The organism is Mycobacteroides franklinii, from assembly GCF_001853795.1.
Taxonomy (GTDB): domain Bacteria; phylum Actinomycetota; class Actinomycetes; order Mycobacteriales; family Mycobacteriaceae; genus Mycobacterium; species Mycobacterium franklinii.
Genome location: NZ_MLIK01000019.1, coordinates 1281233 through 1297995 on the forward strand (window position 1 = coordinate 1281233; position 16763 = coordinate 1297995).

Genomic DNA, 16763 nt, shown 5'->3' on the forward strand with positions numbered 1-16763 from the left:
ACCATGGAGGCATGTCCCCGATCCGTCTGCTGTCGCTAGGCGTTGTGCTTCTCGCCGCAGCGTGCGGGGTTCGGGCCGAGAGCGCCCCGGCCGCGGTGTTTCCGGCCGCCGCATCACGACCGGCCCCTCCGTGGTTCGCAGACTCTGTCGGGACGGCAACGCAAGTCGTCGCGGTGCAGGGGACGGGCGGCACCAAGGCGGTCATCGAGACATGGCATCGGACCGGCGATACCTGGGAACCCGTCGAGCGCAACCTTCCTTCCGACATCGGCTCGGCCGGATTCACCGACACTGCCAGCGACGACAATCCGGCGACCCCGACGGGAGTATTCACCCTCGACTGGGCATTCGGCACCGAACCGTCCGTGGCGCATGGCCTGGACTACCTGCAGGTCGACGGCGACGATTGGTGGGACGGTGATCCCGCCAGCCCGAACTACAACACCCATCAGCGCTGCGCGGAATCCGCGTGCTCCTTCGACACATCCCTGAGCGAGGAGCTCAACGGTTATTCACGGGCCATCGTGATGGGCGTCAACAGCTCGCGCATACCCCGCGCGGGCTCGGCGTTCTTCGTGCACGGGACCGACGGCGGCCCCTCGGCCGGATGCGTGACACTCGACGATGCCGCGCTCGTTCGACTCATCGGCTGGCTGCGGCCGGGAGCCGTCATCGCCATCAGGCGGTAGGCGCCCCCGCCCGAACCTCTTCGCGTAAGCAACCCCTCGGTAGGCTCGTCGCGTGCTGTTGTCCGATCGCGATATCCGCGCCGAGCTTGACGCCGGGCGCCTCGGCATCGAACCCTTCGACGCCGCCCTCATCCAGCCATCCAGCATCGACGTTCGGCTCGACAGCCTGTTCCGGGTGTTCAACAACACCCGTTACACGCATATCGACCCCAAGCAGCGTCAAGACGAGCTGACCAGCCTGGTTGAGCCGGGCGAGGGCGAGCCGTTCGTGCTGCATCCCGGCGAGTTCGTGCTGGGGTCCACGCTGGAGATCTGCTCGCTGCCCGACGACTTGGCCGGACGGCTGGAAGGAAAGTCCTCATTGGGGCGCCTGGGCCTGTTGACCCACTCCACCGCGGGATTCATCGACCCGGGTTTCTCCGGGCACATCACGCTGGAGCTTTCGAACGTCGCCAACCTGCCCATCACGTTGTGGCCGGGCATGAAGATCGGGCAGCTGTGTCTGCTCCGACTGACTTCTCCGGCCGAGCACCCGTATGGAAGCGCCGGGGTAGGGTCGAAGTATCAGGGGCAGCGCGGTCCAACCCCGTCGCGCTCCTACCAGAACTTCATCAACCCCTAGCCGGGGTAACGCGGTAGCGCGCCGGCCCGATACATAATCGGCAATGACTCGAACTTTTTGACGGCCTTGGCGCGTTTGTTCGTGTGACCGTGTCGATATGTAGCGGAGGATCTGACGTGGACGTCGTACTTGGTGTCTCGATGACACCGACGACTGCCCGGCTGGTACTGGTCGAGGGCGCAGGTGCGGACGGCAGGATCGTCGACACCGACACCATCATCGTCTCCGATGGCGAAGGCACCGCCTCCGATCAGGTGCTTGCGGCCATCGTCGGTACCCGCGACGGCATGCTGGACGGGGGCCACAATCTTGTGTCCACCGGCGTGGTGTGGAGCGACCACGCCGAGGCTGCGGTGCTGCGCGATTCGCTGGCCAGCCGGGGGATCGACGGCGTCGAATTCTTCTCGGCCCTACACGCCGGTGGTGCGCTCGCCAAGGCCGCCAGCAGCGTCACGGGATACGAAAAGTCGGCGCTGCTGGTCATCGAGCCGGAAAACGCGACGCTCGCGGTGGTCGATTCCGCAGACGGATCGATCGTCGGTCTGGCCAGCGAGGCGCTTATCAACGGCGTGACCTCGGGTGTGCTGGCCAACCTCGTCAACCCGCTCAAGGGCAAGGAGAACGCCCCTGACGGCGTGTTCCTGCTGGGCCTGGGCACCGACGTCTCCGACCTGGCCGATCCGCTGGGCGAGGCCATCTCCCTGCCGGTGAATTCCCCGGACCAGCCCGAGCTGGCATTGGCCCGCGGTGCCGCGCTGGCGTCGGCACAGGAACCCGACTTCGAGGCCAGCACCGCGCTGCTGGGGCAGGCCTACTCGCTGGAAGGGCCCACGGGAACAGGTTTCGCGCACCCCGGAGCGGTTACCGAGAGCACCGAGGAAGCAAAGACCGAGCTCAGTGAATACAGGGACTTCGGCGACCAACCCGCGGAACGCAAGCCGTTCTTACTGGTTGGTGCGCCGCTGCTGCTGGTTTTCGGCATCTGCTCGATAGCCCTTGCCGTCTCGCTGACGGTGACGGTGCGTTCCACGGTGGACCAAGGTACGTCCTCGCCGGATCGCGCCGTCGTACAGAACCCGATACAGAACCCGCTGCCGGCTGAGGCACCCAAACAAGCTTCGCCCGCACCCGCGGCAGAGGTACCGGCGCCCGTGGTGGCCCCGGCCCCCGTGCAGCAGGTGGTGGCCCCGGCGCCGCAGCACAACGTCGCGCCGCCCAAGCAGGCCCCCGCACCGGTCCAGGCGGCTCCGCAGGCACCGGCACCCGCGCCGGAGGCACCCCCACCGCCCGCCGCGCCGGCTCCTGCCCCCGAGGAGCCCGCACAGGTGGCACCCGCGCCCGCCGTCGTGCCCGTCCCGATTCCGTTGTTCCCGCCGTCGTGGGAGCAGCCGAGGCGCCAGGAGAATCCGTGGTGGCCGCGTAGCCGCCCGGAGTACACGCAGCCGCCCCTCATTTCGATTCCTGGCCTGCCACCCATCGGCGGTGGTAATTCCGATGGCGGTTCGCGTGGCGGATCACGCGGTGGCTCTGACAGGGATTCGGACAGCGGCCGCGGCGGTTGGGGCGACAGTGGGGGCTCTCGAGGTTCTGACGGCGGATCCTCGCGCGGCGGCTGGGGCGACAGCGGTGGCTCCCGGGGTGGCTCCGACAGCGGGTCCTCGCGCGGAGGTTGGGGTGACGGCGGTGGCTCCCGGGGTGGCTCCGACAGCGGCGGCTCCCACGGTGGCTGGGGCGGCAACAGCGGCTCTCACGGCGGCGGCTCGTACGGTGGTGGATCCGGCGGCGGCTCCAACTCGGGTTTCCCCTGGTCGTTTGGCGGGCGTTAATCCCTTATTCACCAGCGTGATTGAGCTGCTTGTGGCAGGAAAAACGGGGCTCCGCCCGCCGTACACCCTGCGTTAGGACACCGATGGGGCGGCGTATCCAGGTTGCTAACCCTGACGGCCTATATAGGCAGTATGAGATGCACTGTATTCGGAACCGGTTACCTCGGAGCCACCCATGCCGCGTGCATGGCCGAGCTTGGTCACGAGGTGCTGGGCGTCGATATCGACCCGGGGAAGGTCGCCAAGCTTTCCGGTGGTGACATCCCGTTCTACGAGCCGGGCCTGCGAAAGATCTTGCAGAGCAACATCGCAGCCGGGCGCTTGCGCTTCACCACGAGCTACGCCGAGGCCGCCGAATTCGCCGACGTGCACTTCCTGGGTGTGGGAACGCCCCAGAAGAAGGGTGAGTACGGGGCGGACCTGTGCTACGTCCACTCGGTGATCGACACCCTGGTTCCGCTGCTGTCCCGGTCAGCGGTGATCATCGGTAAGTCGACCGTTCCGGTCGGCACCGCACGTGAACTGAGCCAGCGGGCAGCAGGATTCGCGGCCGACGGCGTGGATGTCGAGGTGGCGTGGAACCCCGAGTTCCTGCGTGAGGGCTACGCCGTCAAGGACACCCTGCACCCGGACCGCATCGTGCTGGGTGTGCAGCGGGACTCCGACCGCACCGAGAAGCTGGTTCGCGAGCTGTACGGGCCGATCCTCGACGAGGAAGTGCCCTTCCTGGTGACCGACCTGGAAACCGCTGAGTTGGTCAAGGTTTCGGCCAATGCCTTCCTGGCCACCAAGATTTCGTTTATCAACGCCATCTCCGAGGTATGCGAGGCGGTGGGTGCCGACGTGACCACCCTGGCCGACGCCCTGGGCTACGACCCGCGCATCGGTCGGCGATTCCTCAATGCGGGCCTGGGATTCGGCGGGGGATGCCTGCCAAAGGACATTCGGGCATTCATGGCGCGCGCGGGCGAGCTGGGCGCCAGCCACGCCCTGACCTTCCTGCGCGAGGTGGACAGCATCAACATGCGGCGGCGCACCCGGATGGTGGAGCTTGCCACCAAGGCGTGCGGTGGATCGCTGCTTGGCGCCAACATCGCGGTGCTGGGCGCGGCGTTCAAGCCGGAGTCCGATGATGTTCGTGACTCACCGGCGCTGAACGTCGCCGGTCTGCTGCAGCTCAACGGAGCCGCCGTCAACGTGTATGACCCGAAGGCACTGGATAACTCGCGCCGGCTGTTCCCGACGCTCAACTACGCCACCTCGGTGCTGGAAGCCGCCGACCGCGCCGACGCGGTGCTGCTGCTCACCGAGTGGCAGGAGTTCGTCGACTACGACCCCGACGAGCTGGCCAAGGTGGTGCGCACCAAAGTCATTGTGGACGGGCGCAATTGCCTAGACGCCGCCAAGTGGGTCAACGCCGGATGGCGGGTGTTCTGCCTGGGCAAGCGCGTGGAAGAGCTGACCCACACCTGACCCCTGGTTCCGCGAGCATGCTCGCGCAGGATGAAGAGGGCGCCTACTGGCGGTAGCTCACCAGGAAGTTACCGAGCCGCTCGATAGCGACCGCAAGGTCGCGGGCCCACGGCAACGTCACGATTCGAAGATGATCTGGCTCAGGCCAATTGAACCCGGTGCCCTGCGTGAGCAGGATCTTCTCGTTGAGCAGCAGATCCAGGACAAGCTGGTCGTCATCGTGGATGTGGTGCACTTCGGGATCCAGGCGTGGGAACGCGTAGAGCGCACCCCGGGGCTTGACGCAGGAGACGCCCGGAATCTCGTTGAGCTTCGTCCAAGCCACGTCGCGCTGCTCCAGCAGGCGACCACCGGGGAGCACCAGGTCGTCGATGCTCTGATGCCCGCCGAGGGCGACCTGAATCGCGTGTTGGGCAGGCACATTTGGGCACAGTCGCATATTGGCCAGCAGGTTGACGCCTTCCAGCAGGCTGGCCGCGTGGTCCTTGGGGCCGGTGATGGCCAGCCATGCCGAACGGTAGCCGGCTACCCGATACGCCTTGGACAGACCATTGAAGGTGAAACACAACAGATCCGGCGCCAGCGATGCGACGCTGATGTGCTCGGCATCGTCGTAGAGGATCTTGTCGTAGATCTCGTCGGCCAGCAGCAGCAGCTGATGCTTGCGCGCCAGTTCGACCATCTTCGTGAGGATCTCGCGGGTGTACACCGCGCCGGTCGGGTTGTTCGGGTTGATGATGACGAGGGCCTTGGTGCGCTCGGTGATCTTGGATTCCAGATCCTCGATATCTGGCATCCAGCCGTTGGTCTCATCGCACAGGTAGTGCACTGCGGTGCCGCCGGCCAGCGAGGTCGCGGCCGTCCACAGCGGGTAGTCGGGTGCCGGGATGAGTACCTGGTCGCCGTTGTCGAGCAGCGCCTGGGTGGTCATGGTGATGAGCTCGGATACCCCGTTGCCCAGGAAGACGTCGTCCACATCCAGGTACGGGAACCCGTCGACCAGTTCGTAGCGGGTGACCACCGCGCGCCGCGCGGGCAGGATGCCCTTGGAGTCGGAGTAGCCCTGCGCGTAGGGCAGCGCCTGGATGATGTCGCGCATGATGACATCGGGCGCCTCGAAACCGAATGGCGCCGGGTTGCCGATATTGAGCTTGAGGATGCGGTGCCCCTCCGCCTCCAGCCGGGCGGCCTGCGCGTGTACCGGACCCCTGATTTCGTACAGGACGTCTTGCAGCTTGGTGGACTGCGCAAAGACCCGTTGATGCTGCCGCGGCGAGAGGCTGGGCACGCGCGGGGGCACGTCAGTCGGCAAGTTATCGGTACTCACGGTCTCAATGGTGGCATTGCTGTCCAGCCAATATCTAATTTCGGCGGCCGGGGCGGCGTGCTCCCGGGGCCATACCCAGGCCCTTTACCGGTGGCTCTGGCACCGCAGGGGTCTCGTCCTTCGGTTCCGGTGCGGCCGGTTCCACGGGCTCCGGTGCGGCGACGGGATGTGCCGGTTCCGGAGTTGCTTCCGCAACAGGCGCAGCGGCGGCGGGAGCGGCCTTCTTGGCGCCGGGACGTCGTGCGCCGGCGGCGATGCCCAGGCCCTTCACCGGGGGTTCCGGCGCGGCGGGAGCCGCGGGTGCCTCCACCGCCGGGGTGGCGGGTGCCGCAGGAGCCTCGGCCGCCGGGGCTGCCGTGCTGGTTTCGGGAGCGGCCTTCTTGGCGCCGGGACGCTTGGCGCCTGCCGCCATCCCGAGTCCCTTGACGGGAGGCACCGGGGCAGCAGCTGCCGCCGGCGCCTCGGACTCCGGCTCGGCCGCCGGAGTCGCGGGAGCGGCCGCAGGTGCTGCGCTCTTGGCTCCGGGGCGCTTTGCCCCGGCGGCCATGCCCAGACCCTTGACCGGCGGTGCGGCCGCAGGAGCTGCGGTGGTCGCCTCGGCGGTGCTGGTTTCGGCGGTGGCCTTTTTGGCTCCGGGGCGCTTGGCTCCCGTTGCCATGCCCAGGCCCTTCACCGGCGCTGCGGTGGTCGCTTCGGCGGCGGGTGCGGCCTCGGCGGGCGCCGAGGCCTTCTTGGCGCCCGGTCGCTTGGCTCCGGTGGCCATGCCCAGGCCGGAGACGGGCTTTACCTCCGCGGTGCTGGCTTCAGCGGCAGCCGCCTCGGTCTTGGCTGCGGCCGGCGCTTCCTCCTCGACCGGTGCGGGCTCGGGCTCGGTGACCTTGGTGGCAGCGCGCTCGGCTGCCGCCGCTGCAGCAGTTCCCTTGGCGGGCAATGCCTTCCGGACGTCCTCGGTGCGGCCGACCGACTCTAGTAGCAGCTGTGCGACGTCGACGACCTCCACGGCGGCTGAATCGTCGCGTGCGGTCACGCCGTCGGTGAGCATCACGCGGCAGAACGGGCAGCCCGTCGCGATCTTGGATGCCGGCGTGGCCAGGGCCTCGTCGACGCGATCGATGTTGATGCGCTTGCCCAGCTGCTCTTCCATCCACATGCGGGCGCCACCGGCGCCACAGCACATGGAACGCTCTCCGTGCCTTGGCATTTCGGTGAGTGCGGCACCCGAGGCGCCGATCAGCTCACGCGGCGCGGTGTACACCTTGTTGTGACGGCCCAGGTAGCACGGGTCGTGGTAGGTGACGTCTTGTGACACCGGTGCGACGGGAACCAGCTTCTTGTCGCGCACCAGGCGGTTCAGCAGCTGCGTGTGGTGCACCACCTGGTAGTCACCACCGACCTGTGGGTATTCGTTGCCGAGTGCGTTGAAGCAGTGCGCGCAGGTCACCACGATCTTGCGCTGCTTGTGCTCCACGCCCTCGAACACCGAATTGAGCAGCTCGATGTTCTGCATGGCCAGCTGCTGGAACAGGAATTCGTTACCGGCGCGGCGGGCAGAGTCACCCGTGCAGGTCTCGTCGGCGCCCAGCACCAGGAACTTGGTTCCGGCGAGCGCGAGCAGCTCGGCGACGGCCTTGGTGGTCTTCTTCGCGCGGTCCTCGTAGGCACCCGCGCAACCCACCCAGAACAGGTATTCGAAGTCGGCGAAGCTGTCCACGTCCTGGCCGAACACCGGGACGTCGAAGTCGACCTCTTCGATCCAGTTGAGACGGTCCTTGGAGTTCTGGCCCCAGGGGTTGCCCTTGTTCTCCAGGTTCTTGAACAGGCCCGCGAGCTCTCCGGGGAACTCCGATTCGATCAGCACCTGGTAGCGGCGCATGTCGATGATGTGGTCGACGTGCTCGATGTCGACGGGGCACTGTTCGACGCAGGCACCACAGGTGGTGCAGCTCCACAGCACCTCGTGGTCGATGACGGCACCCTCGCCGCCGACCAGCTGACGCTCACCCTCGGCGACCTCGGCCTCACTCAGCTTGGACTTGTCCTCACCGGCCAGCAGGTAGGGCGCCTTGGCGTAGGTGTGGTCGCGCAGCGAGGTGATCAGCAGCTTGGGGGACAGCGGCTTGCCGGTGTTCCAGGCGGGGCACTGGCTCTGGCAGCGACCGCACTCGGTGCACGTCGTGATGTCCAGCAGGTCTTTCCAGCTGAAGTCCTCGACCTTGCCGGCGCCGAAGGCGTCGACGTCCGGATCGGCGCTTTCCATTTCCAGGACCTTGCCGCCGGACATCATCGGCTTGGCCGCGCCCAGCGCGACGCTGCCGTCTGCGTTGCGCTTGAAGTAGATGTTGAAGAAGGCTGCGAACCGGTGCCAGGCCACACCCCAGACGAGCTTGCGCCCGACCAGGAGCAGGAACAGGCCGCCGAAGAACATCACGGAGAGCGAGAACGCCGACACCATAAGCGGGCTTTCGGGCAGCAGCTTGGCCACCTGGCTACTTACTGGATCCGAGTAGGGATTGGTGTGGTGGTACGTCGCGATCTTCGCGGACTTGACCAGCAGCATGCCCAGGCCTTCGCTGAGCACGACCATCTCGATCGTGTAGGCGGCGATGAAGTTGGAGCCACCGAAGCGCGACAGCCGTTCGGGCTTACGGGGGTGGTTCAGCTGGCGAATGACAATCAAAGTGACAATGCCGACGATGGTGCCGACACCGAGGAATTCGATCCAGAGCTCCCAGGCGAAGGACGCGCCGAAAAACGGCCAGTGGAATTCGGGGTTGAAGGTCTGACCATAGGACTCGAAGTAATGCAGGAAGCCGCCCAGGAAGCCGACCATGACCAGCCAGTGCGCCCAGCCCACGGTCCGGAACTTGTTCATCCGGGTGTGCGCGACCACCTCGACGATGACGGTCTTGACGCGCGGGACGATCGGACGCCACCGGGTGCCGTCTGGTTGGCCGGACAGGATGACGCGGAGCATTTTCACGACGCCGCTACCGAACGAGCCCCATGCAATCAGGCTGTAGGCGACGCCGATGATTCCGAGGATCATCGTTGCGTTAGTCACGGTGGTGCTGACCTCCCGGTCCCGATAAGTTACTCGTCAGTAACAAGTGTAATGTTACTGGCCGGTAACTTGTGTCCGATGCGAGGTCATCGTCGCATTGACAGGGTCGAAAGTCCTAGTCAGGCTTACCTAACCCGCCCTGTGGGTGAATTTTCTCGCACTTACGAGGCCAAGATTGCCCGCAACATCGAGAACATGTCAGATCGGGATTCGGCCCCGAGGCGACGGCGAATGCGCGCGACGTGATGCTCGACGGTCTTGGCCGAAATGAACAGCTGCGCACCGATATCGCGATAAGGAAGCCCGCGCAGCAGCAGCTCAGCGACCTCACGTTCGCGATCGGAGAGGCGGGTGGACGCCGGGGAATGTGCCGCCGAGGTCGGCGGGGAATTTCCATCGGGACCGTCAGTCGCCGCCGACGGGGTTCGCAGATCGCGAGCCAGTGCGAGCATCGCGGCGGCCACCTTCGGGTCGTTGGCGTGCAGTGCCGCCTGACTGGCCAGGCGGGTGGCATCCCACCCCAATCCGGTATCGGTCAGCATCCGCGCGGCGCTGTCCACCTCGGCGCCGTCCACCTGATTGGCGAGCACCCGCAGCCATGTACGCCCGGCGGTCGCCAGGGCGCGTGCGTAGGGGCTGGATCCGGCGGCCGCGGCCAGCGCCTGCCCGTGCGGGGCGAGGCTCTCCGGTGAATTGGTCAAGATCGCGGCGTGCACCCCTGCCCACCGCAGGGGTGCGGACCAGGCGATCGGATCGCCGAGCTGGGCCAGCACCGCGAAGGCGCGGTCCACGTGATGCGCCATGGCATCCAGGGTGCGCAGCCGGGCCGCGGCCACCCAGAGCTCACCGACCGGGAGCAATGTGTACACATCGATCGAATATGCCGACAATGCATCCATGGAGGCCTGCCAATGCTGGCGCAGTGGACCGGTATCGCCATGGCGTCGGGCGATGCCGGTGCGCAGCGACTCGGCGAATAGGCGGTCCCGGCGAGACAGCTCCGCTTCCGTCCCGGGCAGCCATTGAGTGGCGCCGGCCAGATCGCCGGACAACATGGCGATCCAGGCCGCGAGCAGCCGATGTCGTACCCCGAATACGTCATGAGGTCGATCGGTGCGGATGGCATCGGTGAGAATGCTGCGAGCCCGCGTCGTGTCGCCGCTGTGCAGCATGGTCAGCGCCGCCAGGGCGGCGGTGCTATCCGGGGTGAAGGACGACGTGGACGGCTGTTGCGTGACCGCCTGTCCCAGTAAGGACAATGCCTCCTGGCCGCGTCCCTCAACGGATGCGATGACGCCCAGGGCCGCATTGCGCATCGCGGTGGCCGACGTCGTGGGCGGGGCACTCGCATTGTCTTCCAGGGACTTTCGTGCGCTTACCAGCTGCCCCGTACCGACGAAAACCGGTGCCGCGGTCAGGGCCGTCAAGCCATCCATATCCGCGCCCAACCAGCTGTACAGCGCGGCGGCCTGACCGGAGTCTCCGTTATGGCATGCGATGGCTGCGGCGATACGCACGCCCGCGGCCCGCTGCCCGGAGTCCGTGCTGGTGAGCACTTCATCGGCCTGGGCGGCGGCCGCCGCCAGATCGCCGGTGCGAGCCAGGGATTCGGCCAGAGGTACCCGCAGCGGGTCCGGTTCGGCACCCGCGGCCAGGGCGGCGCGATATAGGTCGGCTGCGCTCAAGGGGTCGGACTCGGTTGTTGCCCAATCCGATAGCAGCGCGGCGATGTCCCGATCGCGCAGCCCGTGCGCAACCAGTGCCAAAGCCAAATCGGTGGACACCGAACCAATCTCGAGTTGGGTGCGCAGCAGTGAGCGTTCAAGGTCGAGATGTCGCGCCGCTCCGAGTAGGCGGGCGGCGCAACCGTGCACCCTCGCCGCGAACGCGACATGACCGGGCCCGGGAACCAGCCCGCTCGCCAAGGCCTCGTCGACCAGCTCGTCTGCATCGGAGAGTGCCAGTGCCGCAGCGATATCCGAGGCTCCGATGCCAGAATCCAACGACATCAGCAGCACGACGGATTGGGCCGACTGTGACAGGCGCCGCAACGTTTCGTCAATGCGGGAATCGATCGCGCGCAGCGCCGATTCAAGTGGATACGGATCGCCCAGATGATCGATGGCTGCTGCCGTCAGCGCCAGCACACCTCCGGTGGCTGCGGCGATCTCCTCGGCGAGTGCAGCCGAGCGCGGCACGAGCCGGGCGATATCGCCCGCGTTGACGGGATCCAGAGTGATCGAGGGCGATTCGCGTTCCAAGGCCTGAAAAAGGGCACGCAACGCGGAGTTGCGTCGGGGTGTGGCGGCTACCACGACGACGGCCGCCGGGTCGTTCTCCACCACTGCGCGCAGGGTGTCGAGCTGTCGATCCGTGAGGGAGTCGGCATCGTCGATGACGAACGGGCCAATGTTCCCGCCAGCCACCGTTTCCGGGACGTGGTTGACGGCCGGCGAGCCGGCCTTGCTCAACGCCTCGCGAACGCGAGTCAGCACGGACGTCTTCCCGCTGCCCGCGGTGCCGCTGATGAGCACCTTCACGGCACCGCCGGCAGACAACGACTGCGTGACAGCGGTTATCGCCGAGGCGATTCCATCGAACGTCCCGGAGAGCCCGTTATCGCGCGGGGTGCTCAGTTGCGCGGACCGATCGGGATCGGGGGCAGTCCCGGGATGGTGATCGCGGGGCGCGGTGTGGACGTCGAGGGGGGCTGGGTCGTGGTGGTCGTCGTCGGCTGGGTCGTGGTTGTCGTTGGCGGCGTCGTGGTGGTCGTCGTTGTTGTGGTCGTCGTCGTGGTGGTCGTGGTTGTTGTCGGGGGTGTTGTTGTTGTCGTCGTAGGGGGCGGCGGCGGAGGTGGCTCCGGCGATGGGGGAGGTGGCTGCACCGACTGCGTCACGGTGTGGGTCTGCGGCGGTGGCGGGGGTTCCGCTGACGGGGGCGGCTCAACCGGGGCATCACCCGTGCTCGGCACCACGCTGACGCTCGGTGTCGTGGTGGCCGGGGCCGGCGATTCCTTGCTGGTCAGTGACACCATCATCCCGGTGAAGGCGATGCCGGCTACCGCGGCCGCCGCGATGAACCACACCAGGGGGCGGCGGTACCACGGAAGCGGCGGGTAGTCGTCGTAGTCGTCTTCTGCCGCATGTGGATCGTGGCTGAACTGAAGTTCGGGCCGGGCGGTAGTGGGTTCGATGGGGCCGTGGTACTCGTCGTCGAGATCGACGGTGTACGGGCTTTGGTAGCCGGTCTCCTGTAGCGGAGCCAGATCGGGCGCCGAATCATCTTGAGACCAGGCCAGTTCCGGCGCGTCGTTGGCGGCGGCAGCCGCGGCAACCGGCGCGGCGAAGGTTCCGGTACCGGTCGGGGCCGGACGCATCATGGTGGCATCGCCCGGTGGCTGTTCCACCGGCCGCATCGCGGTGGCGTCCTGCGGCGGCAGATCGGGTCGCGTCGCCAGCAGAGCGACGCCGCGCGCGGCCGCCAGTTGCGGCTGTGGACCGGTGATGACAGGTACTCGTATCCGCTCGGAAAGCTGTTGGGTGACAAGGGGAATGTTGGCACCGCCGCCCACCGACGCGACCGCGGTGATATTCGCCGGATGAATTCCGTTGCGCTCCACGGTGTCCTGAATGGCATCGATCAGGCTGGATAACGGTCCGCGCAGGTGGTCTTCCAGTTCGGCGCGGGTGAGACGGACGTCCGTGGTGATCCCGGGCAGGTGCACCGGCACCGAGGTCGCGGTCTCGCCGGAGAGCCGCTCCTTGGCCAGTCGGCACTGATCGCGCAGCCGGGTCAGCGCACCCACCGATGTGGTGCCCTCGGGGTCTTGGTTCAGATCGGTAAGGACCTGGGTCAACAACATCTGGTCGACCTGCTGGCCGGAGAACTCGACGAATCGGATGGTCTGCCCGATCTGCTGGAACCCGCGCGCGGCATCGGCGAGCGTGATGCTGCTACCCGAGCCGCCGAGATCGCAGACCACGACGACACCGCGGTCGGGCGTGCCTGGACCGGCGGCCAATGACTCCAGGGCGGCGCGCGCATCCGGGATCAGTTTCAGCTGCCGACCACCCGGTGCAAGGGCGGGTACACGGTCGATCGCGTCCCTCAGAGTGCTGACGGTCTGCGGGCTCCAATGAGCGGGGACGGAGGCCGACAGCACCGGGGGTGCGGTGAAGTTCGCGGTGGAGGCGGCATCGGCGATCAGCACGCGCATCGCCTCGGTCAGCGCCCATTCGGCGCGGTGAACCGATCCGTCCGCCGCCACGATGCCGACCGGATCGCCGACTCTGCCGACGAATCCGGTGAGCGTCAGGCCGGGCTGACTGGGCACTCCCACCTCGGGCGGGCCGTCCTCATGCAGGGTGAGGATCGAACTGCGCACGACGGGTTGGCTCTGCGGGTCGTCGGGTGTTGCGACCAGTTGAGTGGCGCCGATCGACAGTCCCAGTGCGTTGGCCATACCTATCCGTTCGTTCTGCGGTGCTGTGGTGTTTCACCCCGCAGCCCAACAGTAGGGGATGACGGTCGTCACACCCCCTAATGACAGAACATCCCCTAACGTGCGTCCCCCAATGGGGCACTAGTGGGCAACGGGTTGCTCCCCGTAGCAGGGGATCCGTGTGGCTCATACCATCGCAGACATGGGCAATAACCTGTTGGATTTCGTCATGGCGCTGGTCCGTGACCAGGATATGGCTGCCCAGTACGCGGCCAATCCGCAGCAAGTTATTGCCGATGCGCATCTGGAGGGAGTCCAGCCCTCGGACGTTTCCGCGTTGATTCCGGTGGTCAGCGAGTCGATGCCGACCAATTTGGGTGCACAGGCGGCCCAGCTGGTTACCAAGTCCGGGGGTACCGATCTGTCACATGCGGTGCACACCCCGCTGCCGGCCGACAACATCTGGGCAAGTGGCGCAGCGACTCAGGCCTTCGCGGCGTTCGACTCACCTTTTACGGCGCCGAAACACGACCCAAGCCTGGACGCGGGGCTGCACGCGGCGACCAATGCCGTCTCGGATCTGGCCACTCGGCAGGACGCGATCACGGTTCCCGATCAGGTCAGTCCGTCGGCTGACAGCGCGGTCGCCGCGATCGACCAGTTCCATGCCCCACTGCAGACCCCCAGCGCCGGGTTCGAGCCTCAGCATTTCGGGGGCGACGTAGGTGCGGCCGGTTCGGTCGATTCCGGCCTGCACGATCCGTTCTTCGATCAGGGAAATCTGGGGCACGACGCTGCGGTCGACCATGGTCATCACGACACCGGAATCGACCACTTCTAGCGACGGATCGCCGGTTTCAGCCGCGAGTGCGATGTGCTCGCATCCTGTCGAGGGACAGCCGGGTGTCATCGGCCGCGAGCGCCAGTAGCAGGAATCCCCAGCAGAAGGTGGCTGCGAAAGCTCCGCCATTTTGCATGGGTTCCCAATGCACCGGCAGATGCTCAAAGAAGTACGCGTAGGCCATCATCCCCGCCGCGAGGACCGCGCAGACGCGTGTCCACAGTCCCGCCGTCAACAAGACGCCGAGCGCCAGCTCGAATACGCCTGCCCACCAATACGGCCAGTTGAGAAACGGCTCGGGATGCCCGGAACCCGTAGGTGATCCGCTCCACCAGCCAAAGATCTTCTGGGTGCCCTCCAGGAACAGAATGACGCCGAAAACCAGGCGGGCACCCGTGGGAATCACCCACCGCAGGGTTTGACTGGCTTTCTGGGCGTTCATGTGCCTGGTTCCTCCTACTGAGATGGTTCGGTGTGGCACCGGGGAACAGCACCGCCTCGATGAGGGTGTTTTTGGCTTTGAAGTGCAGCGATATCGATTTGGCCGCAATGGTGTCGGCCCTGGACACGGCGCCATGGCAAATCTAATGAAGCTCATTCTGAAGGCCCGTTCGAGACACCCCCTAGCGGTCCCCTAATCCCCTAACGGGGTAGGTCGCAAACCCCCATGGGGGATAGACGGAGAAGGGGAAGTTCTCCCGTTTTCAGGGCACTTGCAGGTTCGTAGGTTTGTATTCAGTTCGACCGGACAGACCCGGTTGACTCCGATCATCAAAGGAGACCCAGTGTCCATCATCGACTTCATCCTGAACCTGTTCCGCGACCCCGTGCAGGCCGCAAGCTACGTCGCCGATCCTCAGGCCTCGCTGGCCAGTGCCGGACTGTCCGCGGTCACCGCCGCACAGGTCGGCGCGGTCATGCCGGTCGTCGCCGAGTCGGTGGCCTCCAACTACGGCTACCAGTCGCAGTGGGTCAACACCGGCAACCCGATGCACGACCTGTCGGGCAACCTGCAGAACTACTACGGCGCACAGCCCGACGGCCCGAACATCCTGTCGCCGTCGCTGCTGAGCCCCCGGGATAACGACTTCATGAGCCACAACGACACCGACTTTGCGAGCCACAACCCGATCGCGAGCGGCAACCAGCTCATGAGCCCCAGCGGGAACGTCGACAGCTTCAATCGCGGTCCGCTGCTGGACTTGAGCTTCGGTGATCTGCAGTTCGGTAACCGCGACACCACCGCCATCGGTGACGGTGCCGTCGCTGTGGGCGGCAGCAACTCCGGTCCGATCGCCTCCGGCAAGGGTTCCACCGCAGTCAATGGCGATGTGCGCGATAGCAACATCATCAATGCCGACCACGGCAGCAGTGTCGGTGTGGACCAGAGCCAAACTCGGGTTGGTGGCGACTACACCAACGTCAGCGGGCACGGCTCTGCCAACATCGACAAGAGCGTGAACGTCGTCGACGACCATTCGCAGCGCAACACCACCAACATCAACGATTCGTTCAACACCGACCGCTCGACGAACATCGGTTCGGGCAACAGCACCAACATCGGCTCGGGTAACACCACTAACACCGAAATCGCGTCACACAACCAGGCGAATATCGGTACCACGACCAGCGGAGCAGGTTCGGCCGCTGTGGGCGGTAATGCTGGTTTGGCGGGTAATGCTGGTTTGGCGGGTAACGCTGGTTTGGCGGGCAATGCTGGTTTGGCGGGTAACGCTGGTTTGGCGGGCAATGCTGGTTTGGCGGGCAATGCTGGTTTGGCGGGTAACGCTGGTTTGGCGGCTAATGCTGGTTTGGCCGGTAGCGCCGCGGTCGCAGGCAACGCCGCAGTTGCGGGTAACGCCGCAGTTGCCGGCAGCACTGCGATTGGTGGTGGTGTGAACACCGGTATTGGTGCTGGCGTGGGTGGTGGCTCTCATGTTGGTGGTGCCATTGGTGGGGGTTCGCATGTTGGTGGCGCCATTGGTGAGTCGTTGGGTGGCTCGGGTTCTGTTGGCGGCAGTACCGCGGTTGGTGGTGGTGTGAACACCGGTATTGGTGCTGGCGTGGGTGGTGGCTCTCATGTTGGTGGTGCCATTGGTGAGTCATCGAGTGGCTCGGGTTCCGTTGGCGGCAGCACTGCGGTCGGCGGCGGCACCCACACCAGTGCCATCAACAACGCACTCAGTGGTTCTGGCTCTGTTGGCGGCAGCACTGCGGTCGGCGGCGGCACCCACACCAGTGCCATCAACGACTCGATGAACAGCTCGCTTAATGCCTCGCACAGTTCCTCGATGAACGAGTCGTTGAGCTCCTCGATGGGTTCGCATGCTGCGGCCGGTACCGGATTCGAAGCTCAGGGACATGCCCAGAGCCACGCGGCGGCGACCGACCACACCGCCCTGCCGGGTACCGAGCACCACTAATCCCCGGCGCGATGCCCCGCACCAGAAACGGTGCGGGGCATCCGCATGGGGCAATGCTCC

At 66.1% G+C, this 16763-nt stretch carries 11 protein-coding genes; 6 read left to right on the top strand and 5 right to left on the bottom strand.

The features are described from left to right. Positions 1-11: 11 nt before the first annotated feature. The 4 genes from BKG76_RS13860 to BKG76_RS13875 all read left to right on the top strand — a co-directional run bounded on the left by BKG76_RS13860 (position 12) and on the right by BKG76_RS13875 (position 4610). Positions 12-689: a L,D-transpeptidase family protein gene (locus BKG76_RS13860; protein ID WP_070938139.1), complete on the top strand. Its 678-nt coding sequence runs from the start codon at positions 12-14 to the stop codon at positions 687-689. 52 nt (positions 690-741) lie between these two features. Continuing rightward, positions 742-1311, top strand: a complete 570-nt coding sequence (dcd, locus tag BKG76_RS13865) for a dCTP deaminase (protein WP_070938140.1) — start codon at positions 742-744, stop codon at positions 1309-1311. Between the two features lie 116 nt (positions 1312-1427). Then, a complete protein-coding gene (locus BKG76_RS13870) occupies positions 1428-3137 on the top strand; it encodes a DUF7159 family protein (protein WP_070938141.1) in 1710 nt (569 codons plus the stop codon). 132 nt (positions 3138-3269) lie between these two features. After that, positions 3270-4610, top strand: coding sequence for a UDP-glucose dehydrogenase family protein (locus tag BKG76_RS13875; protein ID WP_070938142.1), 1341 nt, complete (start codon positions 3270-3272; stop codon positions 4608-4610). A gap of 43 nt (positions 4611-4653) precedes the next feature. Here BKG76_RS13875 and BKG76_RS13880 read toward each other — a convergent pair whose 3' ends face one another. From BKG76_RS13880 to BKG76_RS13895, 4 genes are all read right to left on the bottom strand, one after another. Next, complete coding sequence (locus BKG76_RS13880; protein WP_070938143.1) at positions 4654-5964, bottom strand: pyridoxal phosphate-dependent aminotransferase; 1311 nt, start codon at positions 5962-5964, stop codon at positions 4654-4656. A gap of 7 nt (positions 5965-5971) precedes the next feature. Beyond that, positions 5972-8983 carry a (Fe-S)-binding protein gene (locus tag BKG76_RS13885; protein ID WP_407937661.1) on the bottom strand — a complete coding sequence of 1004 codons (3012 nt, stop codon included), beginning with the start codon at positions 8981-8983 and terminating at the stop codon, positions 5972-5974. 176 nt (positions 8984-9159) lie between these two features. Beyond that, positions 9160-11556, bottom strand: coding sequence for an isoniazid response ATPase/transcriptional regulator IniR (iniR, locus tag BKG76_RS13890; protein ID WP_269085937.1), 2397 nt, complete (start codon positions 11554-11556; stop codon positions 9160-9162). A gap of 74 nt (positions 11557-11630) precedes the next feature. Beyond that, the gene (locus BKG76_RS13895; protein ID WP_070938146.1) at positions 11631-13460 is read right to left on the bottom strand and encodes an Hsp70 family protein; all 1830 of its coding nucleotides are present in this window, start codon (positions 13458-13460) and stop codon (positions 11631-11633) included. Between the two features lie 181 nt (positions 13461-13641). Between BKG76_RS13895 and BKG76_RS13900 the strand changes: the two genes are divergently transcribed. After that, positions 13642-14280 (top strand): Rv0340 family IniB-related protein, encoded by a 639-nt coding sequence (locus tag BKG76_RS13900; RefSeq protein WP_070938147.1) that lies wholly within the window; start codon positions 13642-13644, stop codon positions 14278-14280. A gap of 16 nt (positions 14281-14296) precedes the next feature. Here BKG76_RS13900 and BKG76_RS13905 read toward each other — a convergent pair whose 3' ends face one another. Then, positions 14297-14686 carry a DoxX family protein gene (locus tag BKG76_RS13905; RefSeq protein ID WP_070939223.1) on the bottom strand — a complete coding sequence of 130 codons (390 nt, stop codon included), beginning with the start codon at positions 14684-14686 and terminating at the stop codon, positions 14297-14299. 379 nt (positions 14687-15065) lie between these two features. Between BKG76_RS13905 and BKG76_RS13910 the strand changes: the two genes are divergently transcribed. Further along, complete coding sequence (locus BKG76_RS13910; RefSeq protein WP_070938148.1) at positions 15066-16703, top strand: IniB N-terminal domain-containing protein; 1638 nt, start codon at positions 15066-15068, stop codon at positions 16701-16703. Positions 16704-16763: the final 60 nt, after the last annotated feature.

Coding starts and splice junctions, on each gene's coding strand:
- BKG76_RS13860 (WP_070938139.1), top strand. CDS start 12: ATGTCCCCGATCCGTCTGCTGTCGCTAGGCGTTGTGCTTCTCGCCGCA.
- BKG76_RS13885 (WP_407937661.1), bottom strand. CDS start 8,983: ATGATCCTCGGAATCATCGGCGTCGCCTACAGCCTGATTGCATGGGGC.
- BKG76_RS13900 (WP_070938147.1), top strand. CDS start 13,642: ATGGGCAATAACCTGTTGGATTTCGTCATGGCGCTGGTCCGTGACCAG.
- BKG76_RS13895 (WP_070938146.1), bottom strand. CDS start 13,460: ATGGCCAACGCACTGGGACTGTCGATCGGCGCCACTCAACTGGTCGCA.
- BKG76_RS13875 (WP_070938142.1), top strand. CDS start 3,270: ATGAGATGCACTGTATTCGGAACCGGTTACCTCGGAGCCACCCATGCC.